Raw genomic sequence first — 16,760 nt, 5'->3', positions numbered from 1 at the left:
TTAAAGTTTCAGGAAAGGCGCCTACTTAAAGACGTACATCGATGAGGTTTTGAATTAAGACCGGGGCCGGGCGCGGTGATCTTCGCCTGCCGGGTTGCGCTCCGGGCCCAGCCGGGTTTGAGTACGGGTTCGGGCCGGGATTGCGCAGGGGGACATGTGGGAAGCAGTGCGGGCATGAAGATCTGGCCGGGGAACCCCTATCCGCTGGGCGCCACGTACGACGGCGGCGGCACCAACTTCGCGCTGTTCTCCGAGGTGGCCGACCGGGTCGAGCTGTGCCTGTTCGACGACGACGGCACCGAGACCCGGATCGATCTGCCCGAGCGCGAGGCCCTGGTCTGGCACGGCTACCTGCCCCGGATCGTGCCCGGCCAGCGGTACGGATACCGCGTGCACGGCCCGTACGACCCCTCGGCCGGCCTTCGATGCAACCCGAACAAGCTGCTGCTCGACCCGTACGCGAAGGCGATCGACGGCCACAACGAGTGGAGCGAGGCGCTGTTCGCCTACCGGTTCGGCGATCCGCTGTCGCGCAACGACGGCGACTCCGCGGCATTTGCCCAGAAGTCGGTGGTGATCAATCCGTTCTTCGACTGGACCAACGACCGGCCGCTGCGCATCCCGTTCTGGGAAACGGTGATCTACGAGACTCACGTCAAGGGCATCACGATGCGGCACCCGGGAATTCCGGACGACGTGCGCGGCACCTATTCCGGGCTCGCCCACCCGCGGATGATCGAGCATTTCCAGCAACTCGGCGTCACGGCCGTGGAATTGATGCCGGTGCACCAATTCGTGCACGATTCCACGCTGGTCGACCGGGGCCTGCGCAATTACTGGGGTTACAACACCATCGGTTTCTTCGCGCCGCACAACGAATACGCCTCGTTCGGCGGCCACGGCGGCCAGGTGCAGGAATTCAAGTCGATGGTGAAAGCCCTGCACCAGGCCGGCATCGAGGTCATTCTCGACGTGGTCTACAACCACACCGCCGAGGGCAACCACCTCGGGCCGACCCTGTCGTTCCGCGGCATCGACAACCCGGCGTACTACCGGCTGGTCGACGAGGACAAGCAGTACTACTACGACACCACCGGCACCGGGAACAGCCTCAACGTGCGGCACCACGAGTCGCTGCGGCTGCTGATGGACTCGCTGCGCTACTGGGTCACCGAGATGCACGTCGACGGCTTCCGCTTCGACCTGGCCGCCTCGCTGGCCCGGGAATTCCATTCCGTCGACCGGCTCGCCGCCTTCTTCGACCTGGTCAACCAGGACCCGATCGTCTCCCAGGTCAAGCTGATCGCCGAGCCGTGGGACGTCGGCGACGGCGGTTATCAGGTCGGTGGTTTCCCGCCGCTGTGGACCGAATGGAACGGCAAGTACCGCGATTCGGTCCGGGATTTCTGGCGCGGCGAGCCGGCCAGCCTGGGTGAGTTCGCGTCCCGGTTCACCGGCAGCTCCGACCTCTATGAGGTCGACGGCCGGCGCCCGATCGCGTCGATCAACTTCGTCACCGCGCACGACGGATTCACGCTGCACGATCTGGTGTCGTACAACGAGAAGCACAACGAGGCGAACGGCGAGGACAACCGCGACGGCGAAAGCCACAACCGGTCCTGGAACTGCGGCGTCGAGGGGCCCACCGACGACCCCGACGTGGTCGCGCTACGGGAGCGGCAGAAGCGCAACTTCCTCGCCACGCTGCTGCTGTCGCAGGGCGTCCCGATGATCGTGCACGGCGACGAGCTCGGCCGCACCCAGCAGGGCAACAACAATGTCTACTGCCAGGACAACGAGCTGTCCTGGGTCGACTGGGAGGACGCCCGCAACCAGGACGTGCTCACCCGGTTCACCCGGCAGCTGACCAGGCTGCGCGCCGACCACCCGATCTTCCGGCGGCGGCGCTACTTCACCGGCGAGCTGGTCGGCGACTCCAAGGTGCCGGACATCGCGTGGCTGCGCCGCGACGGCGAGCCGATGACCGAATCGGACTGGAACACCCGCAGCGGCATGACGATGACGGTGTTCCTCAACGGGCACGGCATCCCGGAACGGGACGCGCTCGGCGAGGCCATCGTCGACGACTCCTTCCTGCTGCTGTTCAACCCGCTCGGCGAGCCGGTGTCGTTCACGCTGCCGCCCAAGGACTTCGGGCGCACCTGGGAGGTCGTGGTCAACACCGCCGACCCGCTGCTGGCGACACGGCGCAAGACCGCCCGGTCCGGCAGCAGCCTCGAGGTGCCCGGCCACACCCTCGAGGTGCTGCGCTGCCGCTACTGACCGATCAGCGCCGCCTGCTTCAGGGTCTCGGGCTCAGCGCGCCGGTCGAGGATCCGGCCCGCCGCGTCGAGCAGGTAGAGCGCCGCCGCCGGGCTGCCGGGGATCCGCACCAGCACGTGGTTGCCGGGCGCCGGCTGGACCTGGGCATCCGCCTCCTCGGCGGGAGCGATCTCGGCCGGTAGCGGCACGTCCTCGCCGGTGACGGTGTCGACCTGGTGGGAGCCGTAGTCGAGCTGGGGGGCGCCGTAGCGGATCACGCTGGGGCCGGCACTGGTCACCGCGCGTCCGCCGTCGTCGGAGACACCCCGGACGCTCACCGACTCGTCGCCGAAGACGATGCGGTGCACGACCGTGCCGTCGCCGGCCCGGGCCACGACGACCTGGGAGTTCTCCCGGTAGGCGACGTACTGGCCGTTGGGCGACCAGCAGACGTAGTCGCGGACGGCGGCGAACGGGGTGTCGCTCACCGCCCCGGACGACGCCTCGACCAGCCGGCGCTGCGCGGCGCTGCTCCGGGCGATCAGCAGACGGGCCGAATCGGGCAGCCAGACCGGATTGTCGCCGCCGGTGCAGCGGACGTCGTCGAGAACCTTCCGGGCGTCCTTCTGGCCGGCGTGGGCCACCATCAGCGGTCCGCTGGTGCCGATGCGGACGTCCACCTCGACCCAGGCGACCTGCCGGCGATCGGGCGAGAGGGTCACCCCGCACTCGGGCGCGATCACCTTCTTCACCTCACGCGCCTGCCCGGCGCCGTCGAGCAGGAGAACCCGGGCGCTGTCCACGGTGGTGTCCAGGTAGTAGAGGCCGGCCGGAATCGTGGCCGGCGCCGGGGCGGCCGGCCGGTCGGAGAGGCCGTTCGGGGATGGCCGGCCCGCCCAGCCGACGCCGGAGGCGAGCGCGACCGCGGCGGCCACGGTCGCGACCAGGGCCACCCGCCGGCGCCGGCGGACGCGGCGGGACCCGGCGCGCACCCGTTCGCCCAGGTCGACAGGGTGCACCTCCTCGGCCATCTCGGTGAGGTACTGCACGAGCGCTACTCCGGGCCGGTTCATGAGAGGGCTCCCTTCCGGCTGTCGGCGTCCAGCAGATCCGGGGCGAGTTCGGGGGCGATCGTCCGCATCCGGGACAGGGCGCGGACGGTGTGGCTCTTCACCGTGCCGATGGTCACGCCGAGCAGGTCGGCCACCTCCGACTCCGTACGATCCTCGAAAAAGCGCAGGACCAGCACCGCCCGCTGCTTCGCGGAGAGCTGCAGCAGCGCCGCCCGCAGGGCGAGGCGCACGCTGACCGAGCCGGCATGGTCGCCGGCGCCCGGCCGGTCCGGCACGTGCCCCGGCAGCACCTCGGCCACCTTGCGCCGCCGCCACCACGAGACCTGCAGGTGGTACATGGTGCGGCGGGCATACGCCTCGGCGTTGCCGATGTCGTCGAGCCGCCGCCACGCCAGGTGGGTGCGGGTCAGCGCCGACTGGACCAGGTCCTCGGCGAGCTGCTGATCACCGGTCAGCAGATAGGCCGAACGCAGCAGCGCATGCGTCCGGGTGCGCACGAACGAGTCGAACTCGTCCTCGGCTGATCCCATGTACGACTTCCCCGTTTCCCGCTCACGACGTCTCGTCGCCAGCCAAGACGCCCAGCGGACCGCCGATGGTTGTCGCCCGCGCGGACTATTTTCGCCATTGACCGCCGCCGGTCTTTCCGGTGGTGTTGCAGCATGACTGCGATCGTCGGTCTCGCCCACGCCGGAAACGTCCACATAGGCGGCGACAGCGCCGGGGTGGGCGGCTTCAGCCTGACCGTCCGCGCCGACACGAAGGTGTTCCGCAAGGACCGCTACCTGTTCGGCTTCACCACGTCATTCCGGATGGGCCAGCTCATCCGGTACTCCCTCGACCTGCCGAAACCCAAGGGCGATCTGGACGCGTTCATGTCGACCAGGTTCATCGACGCGCTGCGCAGCTGCCTCAAGGAGGGCGGCTGGGCCCGCAAGGAGTCCGACCGTGAGGAGGGCGGCACGTTCCTGGTCGGGGTGCGCGGCAACCTCTACACCGTGTACGACGACTACCAGGTCGCCAAGGCCGCGGACGGATTCGCCGCGGTCGGCTGCGCCGACCAGATCGCGCTGGGCGCGCTCTACGCGACGGCCGGCACCGGCCGGAAACCGCGCGCCCGGCTGCGGGTGGCCCTGGCCGCCGCCGAACGGTTCAGCGCCGGCGTGCGCGGCCCGTTCGTCTGCATGAGCCTGCGCCGGCCTTAGCATCATTGGTTCGCGACTGGTCGGAATCAGAGGTGAGCACGGTGACGGGGGACGTGGCGGGCGAGGCTTTCGCCTGGATCGAATCGGTGGCGGTGGCCACCGACGGCGGCCTGGCCTGGGCGGACGGCAGCCAGCTCGCCGACGATCTGTACGTGGGTACGGCGAGTGTCCTGCTCGGCTGCACCGAGGCGGTGGCCGCCGGCGTGGACGGTGCGGTGCTGCGGGTGGCGCACGGCGCCCGCGACCGGCTGGTCCATCTGGCCGCTACCGCACCCGGCGGGCTCGACGACGGGCTCTTCGAAGGGTGGCCCGGGATAGCGGTCGCGCTGCGCGCCTGGGCCCGGGTGACCGGGGACGACGCCGCCGGCAAGGCCGCGGCGACGGTGACGGCCGGGATCGCCGAGCGGATGCTGCGCCGCGCCGACGACCCGGCACGCTGCACCGACATCATCTCCGGCGACGCCGGTGTGCTGGTGGCCCTGGTGGACGGCGACGCCGGCCCGGAGGTGGCCGGGAAACTGGCCGACGGCCTGGTCGGGCTGGCCCAGGAGTGGCCCGAGGGTCCGCACTGGCAGATGGACCCGGACTACGAGAATCTCATGCCGGGCTTCTCGCACGGGACGGCCGGGGTGGCGTACGCCCTGGCCGGAGTGGGTGAAACGCACGGCCGCACCGACCTGATCGAGATTGCCGTCCGCGCCGCGGACGGCCTGCTCGCCCTCGGTCACCAGCCCGGCGGCGGGTGGTCGGTGCCGCTGCTGATCCCGCCCAAGCCCGGCCGGCCGACGGTGAACTTCGGCTGGTGCCACGGCCCGACCGGCACGATCCGGCTGTTCGCGCTGCTCGATCGGCTCCGGCCGGATCCGCGCTGGCGGGCCGGCATCGACGCCTGCCTGCAGGGGTTGCGGGACGGCCGGATCCCGGAACGGCTCTACCCGGGCTACTGGGACAACGTGGCCCGCTGCTGCGGCACCGCCGGGGTGGGCCAGGTGCTGATCGACCGATATCAGGCCACCGGCGACCCGGAGCTGCTCGCCTGGTCGCAACGCCTCGCCGACGACGTCGTCGGCCGGCGGCTGACCACCCCGGCCGGCGTGACGTGGTCGAACTTCGAGCACACCGCGACCCCGCCCGATCTGCCGCCGGAGCCCGGCTTCATGCAGGGCACGGCGGGCGTCGCCGGCTGGCTGGCCCGCCTGTCCGCCCCCGCCACTCCCCCGGTGCTGCCCTGGCTGTGACCTGCGGCCGGAGATTCAGCTAACACGCTGCATAATGCAGTCAGCGGGTAGAACTGAGGGATGCGCCGCCCCTACCTCGTCCTGGCCATCTGCTGCATGAGTCTGTTCATCGTCGGCCTCGACGCCACGATCATGAACATTGCTCTGCCGGCTCTGCGCGAGGACCTCGGGGCGAGCATCTCCGGCCTGCAGTGGACCATCGACGCGTACACCCTCGTGCTGGCCAGTCTTTTGGTTCTTTCCGGGTCGACCGCGGACCGGATCGGGCGGCGGCGGATCTTCCAGACCGGTCTGGTGCTGTTCAGCGCGGGCAGCCTGCTGTGCAGCGTGGCGCCGAGTCTGGGCTGGCTGATCGCGTTCCGGGCGGTGCAGGCGATCGGCGGGTCGATGCTCAACCCGGTGGCCATGTCGATCATCACGAACACGTTCACCGACCCGCGGGAGCGGGCCCGCGCGATCGGCGTGTGGGGCGGCGTGGTCGGGTTCAGCATGGCGGTCGGGCCGCTGCTCGGCGGCTTCCTGGTCGACACGCTGGGCTGGCGGTCCATCTTCTGGATCAACGTGCCGGTCGGTATCGCCGCGGTCGTGCTCGCCGCGAAGTTCATCCCGGAGTCCCGGGCGCCCCATCCGCGCCGCCTCGACCCGGTCGGTCAGGTGCTGGTGTTCCTGGTGCTCGCCGGAGTGACGTACGGGATCATCGAGGGACCGACCGCCGGCTGGAGCTCGCCGCGGATCATCGGGTGTTTCCTGGTCGGCGCGGCTGCCCTGGCCGCCCTGCTGGCCTACGAGCCGCGCCAGGCCGAGCCCCTGCTCCAGCTGCGGTTCTTCCGCAGCGTGCCGTTCAGCGGCGCCACCCTGATCGCGGTGTGCGCGTTCGCCTCGCTGGCCGGCTTCCTGTTCCTGAACTCGATCTACCTGCAGGAGGTGCGCGGCCTGACGCCGCTGCACGCCGGCCTGTGGACGCTGCCGATGGCGGCGATGACGGTGATCTTCGCGCCGATCTCCGGCCGCCTGGTCGGCTCGCGCGGCACCCGCCTGCCACTCACCCTGGCCGGCCTCGGGTTCATCGCCGGCCTGCTCCCGCTGACCCGGCTGACCGCGGACACCCCGGTCTGGCAGCTGATGGCCTGCTACGTGCTGTTCGGGTTCGGCTTCGCCATGGTCAACTCGCCGATCACCAACACCGCCGTCTCCGGGATGCCGCGCGAGCAGGCCGGGGTGGCCGCCGCGATCGCATCGACCAGCCGGCAGGTCGGCGGGGCGCTCGGCGTCGCGGTGATCGGCGCGGCGGTCGCCGCCAAGAGCACCGGCTTCGCCGAGGCGAGTCGCACCGGCTGGTGGATCATGACCGGCCTGGGCGCGGCGGTGCTGGTCCTGGGCCTGGTGACGACCGGGCGGTGGGCGCGATCGACGACCGAGCGCGCGGCGGTCCCCACCGACGAGCCGGTGACGGCCAGAATGGCGCGGTGACATTCAAGCGAGCTCTGGCGGCCGCGGCGGCCGCGGCGGTTCTTCTCGGCGGCGCGTACGCCGGATTCCTGGGCCACCGGTCGCAGCATCCCGTCTCGCTCGCGCCGGACGGCCCGTTCCGGGTCGGCCGGGCCGTGCACGACGTCGCCGACCGTTCCCGCACCGACGAACTGGCCCCGGTCGGCGGCAACCCGCGCGTCCTGTCGATCATGCTGTGGTACCCGGCGGCCGCAACCGGCGGCACCCCCGCCGAGTACGCCCCGGGCGCGTGGGCCCAGCTGCACCGCTTCGGCTGGGCGGAAACCAACTTCACCAACATCACCACCGGCACGTACGACGATGCGCCGCTCGCCGCCGGCACGTTCCCGATCGTCGTGCTCCTGCCCGGGCTCGGCTATTCCGCCCCGCAGTACGCGGCCCTGGCCGCCCGCCTCGCCAGCCGCGGCTACCTGGTCGCCGGGGTGACCCCGACCTACAGCGCCAAGCTCAGCGTGATCGGCGCCGACCCTGTACTCGGCTCGGCGGCCGGCCACCCCGGCGACCTGGCCGGCCCGGCCGGCGACCGCCTCACCACGGTCTGGGCCGACGACGCCCGCTTCGCCGCCGGCCGGGTGGCCGTCCTGCTCGGCACGCACGCCGACGCCGACCAGGTCACCTACCTGGGCCACGGGTTCGGCGGCGCGGCCGCACTGGAGGCCTGCCGCACCGACGGCAGCTGCCGCGGCGCCGCCGACCTGGACGGCCCGCCGTACGGCCAGGTCGTGACGGACGGCCTGGCCAAGCCCCTGCTGCTGCTGAGCGCGGGCGAGAACGGCGCGGCCGGCGACCTGCGCACCCGGCAGATGTTCGCAGTCGGCGGCACCCAGGCATGGGCGTACACGATCGCCCACGCCGGCCGCCTCGACTTCACCGACTACGGCGCATATTGGCTGGCCGCCCCGGTCCGGCAGGTACTGGGTCTGGGCAACGCACGCACCCTCCCGATCACCGTCGACTACCTCGCCGCGTTCCTGGCAACGGTGACGGCCGGCGCCCCGTGGCGGGCTCCAGCCGAGCCGGGGACGCGTGAAACTGAGATAATCATCGATTAACGCCTCCCCATGGATGGCTCCCGGGGGATCTCCAGCTCGGACCGCACCCGATCCCCGTCCCGGAGGGAGGCGATCGAATGTCTGATGTCGTCAGCACTGGCACGGACACGCTCTGCCGTGGCGAGGATCGTCCTCGCGGCGTTGACGTCACGGCCGGCGGTGTAGCCGCAGGCCGCACAGTCGAAGACGCGGATACCCAGCCCGAGACGACGGTTGGCTCTCGATCCGCGCCGCCTGCCGCTTCGCCCGCAGGTAACCCTTCGACGGGGTGGCGCCCCTGGGTCTGCGACGGCGAGCCATCCTGCGCTGGGCTTTCGCTCGTTCGGCCGCGCAACGCCTGCGATGGCCCAGGTGCGGCAGGTCGAACCGGGCATCAGTGGTCGTGGCGGTGACCTTCACACCCCAATCGACGCCGATTGCCGCCTCGGCCGCGTCGACCGAGATCACTGCATCGCGCCTGACGACAAAGGACGCGTACCGCACCGTTTCGAACACCTGATCGAATATATCGGACGAGGCTATATCGTCGATCTATGGACGGGGTTCGTAGCAACAACGTCGTCGCCTTGGAGATCGTCAAACGCTACGTCGAGAACCAGTCCCCACGGCTACAGCCGGGGGTTCCATGGAAGGAATCCGATGAGTGAGCCCACCGCGATTGTCCGGATCTTCGATGAGGCGTCCGAGTCCTATGACAACGTCGGGGTGGATTTCATCCGGCCGATCGCCGCTGAGCTGGTGCGGGCCGTCGATGCGCGGCCGGGGGAACGGGTGCTCGACGCCGGCTGCGGGACCGGGGCGGTGCTGGTGCCGGTGGCTGAGGCGGTCGGGTCGGGTGGGCACGTCACCGGCATCGATCTCGCGCCCGGCATGGTGGCGCGCAGCCGGGCCGCGGCCACCGGTCTGGGCCAGGTCTCGGTGGAGCTGGGTGACGCGCAGTTGCCCGACTATCCGGACGGGTCGTTCGACGCGGTCACCTCGGGGCTCGTGCTGTTCTTCCTGCCCGATCCGCCGGCCGCGCTCACGGCGTACCGCCGGCTCCTGAAGCCTTCGGGCCGCCTCGCGTTCAGCTGTTTCGCCCAGCATGACCCGCGCTATCCGCAGGCTCTGAAGCTTTTGGGCCGATTCGCCGATGACCCGCCGGCGCCGCCGAAGCTGCACCCGATGTTCGACTCGGCCGAGAGCCTGCGCGCGGCGGTGCTGGCCGCCGGCTATGCGTCGGCTGAGGTGCGGGAGGCGGCGATCGCCAGCGAATTCAACGACGCCGCCCATCTGTACGAGTGGATGGGCTCGCACGGTGGCCGGCAGATGGTGGACCGGATCCCGGTCGCGCGCCGTTCCGCCGCCATCGCGGCGCTGGCCACCGAGCTTCCCCGGCCGCTCGAATTCACGACCCGGATCCGGGTGGTCCTCGGCCGGTGCTGATCATCGTCAGTGGCGCGCCGGGCACCGGGAAGAGCACGCTCGCGCACCGGCTCGGCCGGGCGATCGGCTGCCCGGTGGTCAGCCGCGACGAGATCCGGGAGGGCATCGTGCACGCCGGGACGCCGGACGACGACCTGATGCACACCTACCGGACCTTCGTCGCGACCGTGTCGTCGCTGGTCGCCGGCGGGGTCACGCTGATCGCCGAGGCCGCGTTCCAGGACGGTCCGTGGCGGCCGCTGCTGGATCTCGGGCCGGCGCGGGTCATCCGCTGCGTCGCGGAGCCGGCCGTGGCCAAAGACCGCGTGGTGGTCCGGGCCGCCCATCCGGGCGCGCCATCGGGTGTACGCGAGTGGCAGCCGATCGCCGCACCCCTGCCGACGCTCGTGGTCGACACCACGTCGGGATACTCGCCGTCGTTCGACGACGTCCTGACGTTCGCTCAGACGCCGCTCGGATAGGTCTCCAGCTCGCGGGTGTCGATGTGCAGCGGGTGCAGCGGACGCAGCGCGTTCGTCTCGTCGATCCAGAGGAACGCGTCGTAACGGTCGCCGAGCACGGAGGGCACATAGTTGCCCCAGGCGTCGCGCTCCGGGCGGTAGACCACGCCGATCGCGCGGTGGCCGATCTCGTCGACCAGAAGGTCGGGGCGCTCAGCCGGCGGCGGGAAAACGAACAGCGACTGTGGCGGCGCCGCCGCGTGCAGCACCTCCTCGATCGAGTCGGGCCGGCCCTCCGGCACTCCCATGACCTCCATCGGCGCGCCCCACTGCCGCCCGGCGACGACCGTGCCGTGGTGCGAGCCGAAGCCGACGAGCAGCACCTTCTCCGCGCCGAACCGGTCGCGGGCCAGCTCGCCGAGGGTCACCTCGCCGTGTGCCGACTGGTCGGTGGCGCGGCCGTCGCCGACGTGCGTGTTGTGCGCCCAGACGACCGCCCGGGAGCCGTCGCCGTAGTGGTCCAGCAATCGGGCGAGGGTCGCGTCCATGTGCCGGTCGCGGACGTTCCACGAGTTCGGGCCGCCGGCCATCATCGCCCGGTAGTAGTGCTCGGCGCCCGCTACCACCTCGGCGTTCTGCCAGACCCCGAAGTCGCCGGCGCCGCGCAGGTCGATCAGCATCCGGACGACCTGGTCCTCGCAGGAGGCAGGCACGAAGCGGGTGGCGTAGGCGTAGGCGTTCGGGTCCTCGCCGTACTCCTCGAAGCAGCCGTAGGCGGCCAGCGCGACCGGCACCTGCCCGGGGTCGTGCTCGCGCAGCCAGACCAGGATCTCGCGCATCGACTCCCACAGCGAGTAGACGTCGAGGCCGTGGAAGCCGACCCGGCCGCCGATCCGCTCGTTGTGGCCGCGCAGCCAGTCGGCGAAGTCGACCGTCTCCTCGTTGGCCCACATCCAGGTCGGCCAGCGGTCGTAGCCGAGCAGCGCCGCCCGCGGTGGTGGCCCGCCCTGGACCGCGGCGTCGACCCGCGCGCAGTCCGGCCAGTCCCCCTCGACCGCGACCAGCCCGAAGCCGCGCTCCTCGATCAGCCGGCGGGTCAGCGCCGCCCGCCATTGATAGAACTCGTGCGTGCCGTGGCTGGCCTCGCCGATCAGCACGACGCGGGCGTCCGCGGCCCGGTCGAGCAGGATGTCCAGGTCTCCCGGGTCGCGCATCGGCCGCGCGATCGCCGCCACCTCGTCCCCGTAGCGATGCATGAAACCCGATTACCCACGGTAACCGGACCCATACGTCTGACTACTTAACGGGTAGGTCCAGATATGAACCGCCGGTGACGGTGACCGTGCCGGCGCCGTTGGCGTCGTAGTACAGCGGGTCGACGGTGTCGACCACCAGCGTCAGCGAGTGCCCGGCCGGCAGGTCGTAGTTGACCGCGGAGAGGCTGACGTCGGCCGATCGGCTCCCGGCCGTGCCGGTCAGCCAGGTCACCGGGTTGTGGGTGAGCAGCGCGGCGTTGCCGAGGCTGTCCAGGTCGTAGAGGTAGGCGACCACCGAGCCGTTGGCGGCGGTGCCGGTCAGGTTCACGTGCAGCTTCGGGATGCCGCGCACCTTCAAGGTGCTCGACGGCCGCTCGGCCGCCCAGACGCCGGCCCGGGCCCGGTCGACGAACGGCAGCCAGATCGTCGGCCGCAGCCCGGTGAACGCGGAGATCCCGTTGGTCAGCAGCACCACGCCGCCGTCGGCCACCGTGTCCAGGTCGTTCGGCAGGGTCTTCGACCAGCCGGAGCTGGGGCTGCCGCCGAGCAGGCCGGTGCCGTCGTACCAGCGGATCGCGCCCAGGCCGTACCGCTTGGTGCTGGTGGTCTGTTCGCCCCAGCTGTTCCAGGTCTCGGCGGCGGCGTTGTCCGGTTTGAGGTAGACCTTGCCGGGCGCGGTGCCGGTGCTGTCGCTCTTGAGGTAGCGGTCGAACCAGCCGCGGGTGCTGGTCCAGACGTCGTTGGGCAGGCCGGCCAGACCGGTGAGCTCGGCGATGGCGTGGTCGCCGGGGCGCAGCTCCAGGCGCTTCGGGGTGGTGAGCTTCGCGTAGAAGTCGGTGAGCTGGTTGGGCGGGAAGAATGTGTCGCCCCACGCGTTGGCGATCAGCACGGCCGGCCCGTTGGCGTTGATCCGGTCGAGGTAGGTAGCCGGCGACCGGACCTTGGCCCAGTCCATCACCTTGGCGATGTTGCGGTTGGCGTTGAAGTCGCTGAGCATCGTGGTGAGTTCGGCGCCCGGGTGCCCGACCAGCTGCGCGGCCAGGCTGAGCAGGCCGGCCGACTGCAGGTGCCGGGTCTGGTCGCTGTAGAGCGAGTAGTTCAGATCGGTCCAGCCGCTGAGCATGGCGACCGCGCGGATCCGCTTGTCGAAGGCGGCGCCGAGCAGGCTGATGCCGGCGCCGTAGGAGACGCCGGCGGTGCCGAGGCGGGCCGGGTCGGCGGGCGTGTTGGCCAGGGTCCAGTCGAGCACCTTGGACAGGTCGGCCAGGTCTTTCGGGCCGGCGGTGTCGATCTCGCCGCCGCTGGCCCACCAGCCGCGCGGGGTGTACGAGACCACGACGTACCCGTTCTCGGCCATGGCCTTGGCCTGGGCGACGTATTCCAGGTCGTTGAGGCCCCAGCTGGACGGGAAGACGACCGCGGGATAACTGCCGGCCGTGGCCGGGGTGGTCACGTTGGCCTTGAGGGTCACGCCGTCGCCGGGGATGTCGACGAACTTGGTGGTGGCCGCCTCGGCTGGAGCGGCACCGATCAGGACGGTCGCTGCCAGCACGACTGTGCTGAGGCAGGCGAGCAGGGACGAGCGCCGTGGCACCATGCGCACTCCTCGACGGGACGGACGGGCGCGACGGACCTGGGTGGCAGGGGCCGCCGCGCCCGGAGGCGAGAGTGGGAGCTGTGCCGGAGCGCTCCGGTGCCGGGAGCGTAAGAGCAGGTACCGAGAATTTGAACTTCATGACATTATCGTTACTGGCAAGTAACGTAGGTCACTTTACTGGTGAGTAACCGATGTCAAGCTGGGGGAGGTCGCGGTGCTCTACGGTGCACAGCCCACTCGCCGCCGGGACGCCCAACGCAACCGCACCGCCATCCTGCTGGCCGCCTGCGAGCTGATGTCCAGCGAGCAGCCGCGGGTCGGGATGCCGGAGATCGCCCGCCGGGCCGGGATCGGCCAGGCCACTCTCTACCGCCACTTCCCCGACCGGATGGCGCTCACCACCGCGGTCATCGGTTACCTCATCGACGGGCTCGAACGCTGCGTGGCGGCCGGGCGGGACCAACCGGCCACGTTCCGCGCCGCCCTCGACGCGATCCTGCACGCCCAGGTCACCATGCGGCCCCTGGTCGAGCTGGCCCGGCGGCTCGACGCGGCCACCCGCGGCCGCTTCCTGCGCCGGCTGGTCGGGGTGCTGGCCGAGCCTCTACGGTGGGCTCAGGCCACCGGTCAGGTGCGAGCAGACCTGGTGCCTGACGACCTGATCCTGTTGTTCGGTATGGTCGAGGGCGTCGTCGAGGGCGCACGCAACCACGCTGAGGCCGTGGCTGCCGCGGGTCGTTCCATCGACCTTGCACTCGACGGCGTGTTCCGGCCGGTTACGCCGCCTTCCGAGGCGCCACTGCGGATTGGTAAGCTCTGATGTTCGACGAACAGGTGGGATAGTCGATGAGCTCGCCCGATGCCATGGTGCCCGAATCTGAGGCGCCAGAGTCCGTGCTGCCCGTTTCTTCCGAAGCGGCGGCAACCCCTACTCCAGCGCCCGTCCCGCCTGCGCCTGATCCGGCCCCTGGGCCAGATCCTGCCGCTGAGCCCGATCCCGCGACTGCGCTCGACCCAGCCGCGGCCTCCGATCCAGCCGCTTCACCCTCTACTGACGCTGACGCTGACGCTGACGCTGACGCTGACGCTGCGCCTTCGGCCCCGGCCGATAACGACGCCGCTGAGGACGCCGCGCCCGATCCCGCCGCGCTTGCTCGCGAGCAGGCCTGGGCGTCGATCGAAAAGATCATGGAGGAGGACGGGGTCGTCAAGGGCCCCGTCACCGAGGCCGTCAAGGGCGGCCTCATCCTCGACATCGGCGTGCGCGGCTTCCTGCCCGCGTCGCTGGTGGAGATGCGCCGCGTCCGCGACCTCAGGCCCTACGTGGGTCGCGAGCTCGAGGCGAAGATCCTCGAACTGGACCGCACCCGCAACAACGTGGTCCTGTCCCGGCGCGCCTGGCTCGAGCAGCACCGCACCGAGGCTCGCAGCGGCCTGTTCGAACGGCTCGCCAAGGGCCAGGTCCGCAAGGGCGTCGTCTCATCGATCGTCAACTTCGGCGCGTTCGTCGACCTCGGCGGGGTCGACGGCCTCGTGCACGTGTCCGAGCTGTCCTGGCGGCACGTCGACCACCCGTCCGAGGTGGTGCGGGTCGGCCAGGAGGTCGAGGTCGAGGTTCTCGAGGTCAGCTCCGAGCGCAAGCGGGTCTCCCTGTCGCTGAAGGCGACCCAGGAGGACCCGTGGCGGCAGTTCGCCCGCCTGCACTCGATCGGCCAGATCGTGCCCGGGCGGATCACCAAGCTGGTGCCGTTCGGCGCGTTCGTCCAGGTCGACGCCGGCATCGAGGGTCTCGTGCACATCTCGGAGCTGGCCGTCGGCCACATCGAGTCGCCCGAGCAGGTCGTGCAGACCGGTGACGAGGTCTTTGCCAAGATCATCGACATCGATCTGGAGCGGCGCCGCATCTCGCTGTCGCTGCGCCAGGCCGCCGAGGCGTACCTCGAGGGCGACGAGAACTTCGACCCCACGTTGTACGGCATGGCCGCCACGTACGACAACGACGGCAACTACATCTACCCCGAGGGCTTCGACTCGGAGACGGGCGATTGGCTCGAGGGGTACGACGAGCAGCGCGACGCCTGGGAGCAGCAGTATTCGCAGGCTCGGGAGCGCTGGGAGGCGCACGGCCGTCAGGTGCTGGCCGGTCGCGAGGCCGGGCAGCCTTGAGGCCGGGCTACTGACGCTCGACGAACAGGGCGACCGTCTCCGGCAGCTGTGAATGTGCCGGGGACGGGAGCTCCGCCGGGTCGAACCAGCCGAGCTCGTCGAACTTGTGCGGCTCGCCCCGGGCTCGTCGCGGGCTGCCGCGGCACGCCGGGCGAGCAGGATGCGGCCGCCACCGTCGTGGCAGGACGAAGACGACGGAGACGGCAGGGCTACGACTCATGCCGATCAGCGTGGCAGATTGACCATGTGATTCAACGGATCAAAGCCTGCCTCAACGGCGGCCGGCCCTTCCCCGCCTCCCCTGCCGAGCTCGCGGCCGAGGCCGTCGCTGCGGTGGCGGCCGGCGCCGAGGCGCTGCACGTGCACCCGCGCGACGCCGCCGGCAAGGAATCCCTCGCCGCCGCGGACATCGGCGCGGCGCTGATCGCGATTCGCGAGGCCGTCCCGGGCGTCCGGGTGGGGGTCTCCACCGGACTGTGGATCAGCGGCGGCGACGTGCGCCGCCGGGCCGGGCTGATCGCCGGTTGGCGCGAGCTGCCCGACTTCGCGTCGGTCAACGCCGGCGAGGAGGGCTTCGCCGATCTGGTACGCCTTCTCGCGTCCCAGGGAGTCGGCGTCGAGGCCGGCGTGTGGCGCCCGGAGGAAGCCGGCGCGGTGCTCCGGCAGCCCCTCGAACGCGTGCTGATCGAGGTGATCGACACCCCGGCCGCCGCGGCGGTCCCGGCGGCCGACGCGATCCTGGCCCGCCTCGACGAGGTGGGTTACCGCGGCGAACGGCTCCTGCACGGCGAGGAGGACGCGTGCTGGCCGCTGATCGAGCACGCCGGCCGGCTCGGTCTGCCCACCCGCGTCGGCCTCGAGGACACCCTGACCCTGCCCGGCGGCGCCCCGGCCGAGGGCAACGCCGCCCTGGTCACCCACGCGTTGCGACTCTGGGGTGGCTGAGACCCGCCGCCTGGTCGCCGACCTCGGCGGCGTGGCGTTCCACTTCGACCACGCCCACCGCCTGGCCCGGCTCGCCGCGCGGTGCGGCCTTCCGGCGGAACGCATCGACGCGCTGCTGTGGAAGTCCGGCTTCAGCGCCGCCTGCGACGAAGGCCGCTACGGGTCGGCCGCGGAGATGCGGGCCGCGATCCGCGCGATTCTCGACTTCCCGGGCCGCGACGCCGACCTCGACGACGACTGGTGCAGCGCCTTCCGCCCGGACCGGGCGGTCATCGCGCTGCTCGGCGACGCGGCCCTGTTCACCAACAACGGGCCGCTGGAGGAGGAGGCACTCCCCCGGCTCCACCCGGCGGCCTTCGAACGGTTCGAGCCGCTGTTCTTCAGCTACCGCCTCGGCTGCCGCAAGCCCGACCCGGCCGCCTTCGCCGCGATGTCCGCCCGCCTCGGCTCGCCCCCGATCGTCTTCGTGGACGACAGCGCGGCGAACGTGACCGCGGCAAAGACCGCCGGATGGCACGCCGTGCGGTACCTCGGCCTGGCCGGGCTGCGGCGCGACCTTCAGGAAGCCGGGTTCGCCCGGTAGCCGGAAAAC

Annotated in this window: 16 protein-coding genes and 1 pseudogene; 11 read left to right on the top strand and 6 right to left on the bottom strand. The window is 71.1% G+C overall.

Annotation, left to right across the window (positions count from 1 at the left end; translation table 11 throughout):
• Window positions 1-174 precede the first annotated feature (174 nt).
• A complete protein-coding gene (gene glgX, locus AB0E90_RS36135) occupies window positions 175-2,283 on the top strand; it encodes a glycogen debranching protein GlgX (RefSeq protein WP_360415993.1) in 2,109 nt (702 codons plus the stop codon).
• Here the strand turns inward: glgX and AB0E90_RS36130 are convergent.
• Window positions 2,277-3,335, bottom strand: a complete 1,059-nt coding sequence (locus AB0E90_RS36130; RefSeq protein ID WP_360415991.1) for a hypothetical protein — start codon at window positions 3,333-3,335, stop codon at window positions 2,277-2,279. The two genes, glgX and AB0E90_RS36130, sit on opposite strands and share 7 nt — an antisense overlap.
• A complete protein-coding gene (locus AB0E90_RS36125; protein ID WP_360415989.1) occupies window positions 3,332-3,865 on the bottom strand; it encodes a SigE family RNA polymerase sigma factor in 534 nt (177 codons plus the stop codon). The genes AB0E90_RS36130 and AB0E90_RS36125 overlap by 4 nt, the downstream gene beginning before the upstream one ends.
• A 132-nt stretch (window positions 3,866-3,997) precedes the next feature.
• Between AB0E90_RS36125 and AB0E90_RS36120 the strand changes: the two genes are divergently transcribed.
• From AB0E90_RS36120 to AB0E90_RS36105, 4 genes are read left to right on the top strand one after another with little or no spacing between them, the layout of a single operon-like run.
• The gene (locus AB0E90_RS36120) at window positions 3,998-4,540 is read left to right on the top strand and encodes a hypothetical protein (protein WP_360415987.1); all 543 of its coding nucleotides are present in this window, start codon (window positions 3,998-4,000) and stop codon (window positions 4,538-4,540) included.
• A 41-nt stretch (window positions 4,541-4,581) separates the two neighbouring features.
• Complete coding sequence (locus tag AB0E90_RS36115) at window positions 4,582-5,778, top strand: lanthionine synthetase LanC family protein (protein WP_360415985.1); 1,197 nt, start codon at window positions 4,582-4,584, stop codon at window positions 5,776-5,778.
• A 60-nt stretch (window positions 5,779-5,838) separates the two neighbouring features.
• A complete protein-coding gene (locus AB0E90_RS36110) occupies window positions 5,839-7,248 on the top strand; it encodes an MFS transporter (protein WP_360415983.1) in 1,410 nt (469 codons plus the stop codon).
• Window positions 7,245-8,339, top strand: coding sequence for a hypothetical protein (locus tag AB0E90_RS36105; protein WP_360415981.1), 1,095 nt, complete (start codon window positions 7,245-7,247; stop codon window positions 8,337-8,339). Before AB0E90_RS36110 ends, AB0E90_RS36105 begins: the two co-directional genes overlap by 4 nt.
• Window positions 8,340-8,486: 147 nt before the next feature.
• Here AB0E90_RS36105 and AB0E90_RS36100 read toward each other — a convergent pair whose 3' ends face one another.
• Entirely contained in the window at window positions 8,487-8,834 is a 348-nt protein-coding gene (locus AB0E90_RS36100) for a hypothetical protein (protein ID WP_360415979.1), read from the bottom strand.
• A gap of 144 nt (window positions 8,835-8,978) precedes the next feature.
• Between AB0E90_RS36100 and AB0E90_RS36095 the strand changes: the two genes are divergently transcribed.
• Window positions 8,979-9,764: a methyltransferase domain-containing protein gene (locus tag AB0E90_RS36095; RefSeq protein WP_360415977.1), complete on the top strand. Its 786-nt coding sequence runs from the start codon at window positions 8,979-8,981 to the stop codon at window positions 9,762-9,764.
• Window positions 9,758-10,225, top strand: coding sequence for an ATP-binding protein (locus AB0E90_RS36090; protein WP_360415975.1), 468 nt, complete (start codon window positions 9,758-9,760; stop codon window positions 10,223-10,225). Before AB0E90_RS36095 ends, AB0E90_RS36090 begins: the two co-directional genes overlap by 7 nt.
• Here AB0E90_RS36090 and AB0E90_RS36085 read toward each other — a convergent pair.
• Both AB0E90_RS36085 and AB0E90_RS36080 read right to left on the bottom strand, forming a co-directional pair.
• Window positions 10,207-11,460: an erythromycin esterase family protein gene (locus tag AB0E90_RS36085; RefSeq protein WP_360415973.1), complete on the bottom strand. Its 1,254-nt coding sequence runs from the start codon at window positions 11,458-11,460 to the stop codon at window positions 10,207-10,209. The genes AB0E90_RS36090 and AB0E90_RS36085 overlap by 19 nt on opposite strands.
• Before the next feature lie 40 nt (window positions 11,461-11,500).
• Entirely contained in the window at window positions 11,501-13,057 is a 1,557-nt protein-coding gene (locus tag AB0E90_RS36080) for a CocE/NonD family hydrolase (protein ID WP_360415971.1), read from the bottom strand.
• Window positions 13,058-13,271: 214 nt separating this feature from the next.
• On the opposite strand from AB0E90_RS36080, the gene AB0E90_RS36075 reads away from it, so the two are divergent.
• On the top strand, window positions 13,272-13,877 hold the full coding sequence (locus AB0E90_RS36075) for a TetR/AcrR family transcriptional regulator (protein ID WP_360415969.1): 606 nt from the start codon (window positions 13,272-13,274) through the stop codon (window positions 13,875-13,877).
• 332 nt (window positions 13,878-14,209) lie between these two features.
• Window positions 14,210-15,223, top strand: a pseudogene (locus AB0E90_RS36070) (S1 RNA-binding domain-containing protein); the annotation flags it as partial.
• Window positions 15,224-15,230: 7 nt separating this feature from the next.
• Here the strand turns inward: AB0E90_RS36070 and AB0E90_RS36065 are convergent.
• Window positions 15,231-15,443, bottom strand: a complete 213-nt coding sequence (locus tag AB0E90_RS36065; protein ID WP_360415967.1) for a hypothetical protein — start codon at window positions 15,441-15,443, stop codon at window positions 15,231-15,233.
• A 26-nt stretch (window positions 15,444-15,469) separates the two neighbouring features.
• Between AB0E90_RS36065 and AB0E90_RS36060 the strand changes: the two genes are divergently transcribed.
• Window positions 15,470-16,168, top strand: coding sequence for a 3-keto-5-aminohexanoate cleavage protein (locus tag AB0E90_RS36060; protein WP_360415965.1), 699 nt, complete (start codon window positions 15,470-15,472; stop codon window positions 16,166-16,168).
• Window positions 16,161-16,751, top strand: a complete 591-nt coding sequence (locus tag AB0E90_RS36055) for an HAD-IA family hydrolase (RefSeq protein ID WP_360415963.1) — start codon at window positions 16,161-16,163, stop codon at window positions 16,749-16,751. Before AB0E90_RS36060 ends, AB0E90_RS36055 begins: the two co-directional genes overlap by 8 nt.
• The last annotated feature ends 9 nt before the right edge of the window (window positions 16,752-16,760 follow it).

This window comes from Actinoplanes sp. NPDC026619, assembly GCF_040638295.1.
Classification (GTDB): domain Bacteria; phylum Actinomycetota; class Actinomycetes; order Mycobacteriales; family Micromonosporaceae; genus Actinoplanes.
The sequence above is the reverse complement of the archived record's forward strand: the minus strand, read 5'-3'. Positions and strand labels throughout refer to the sequence as shown.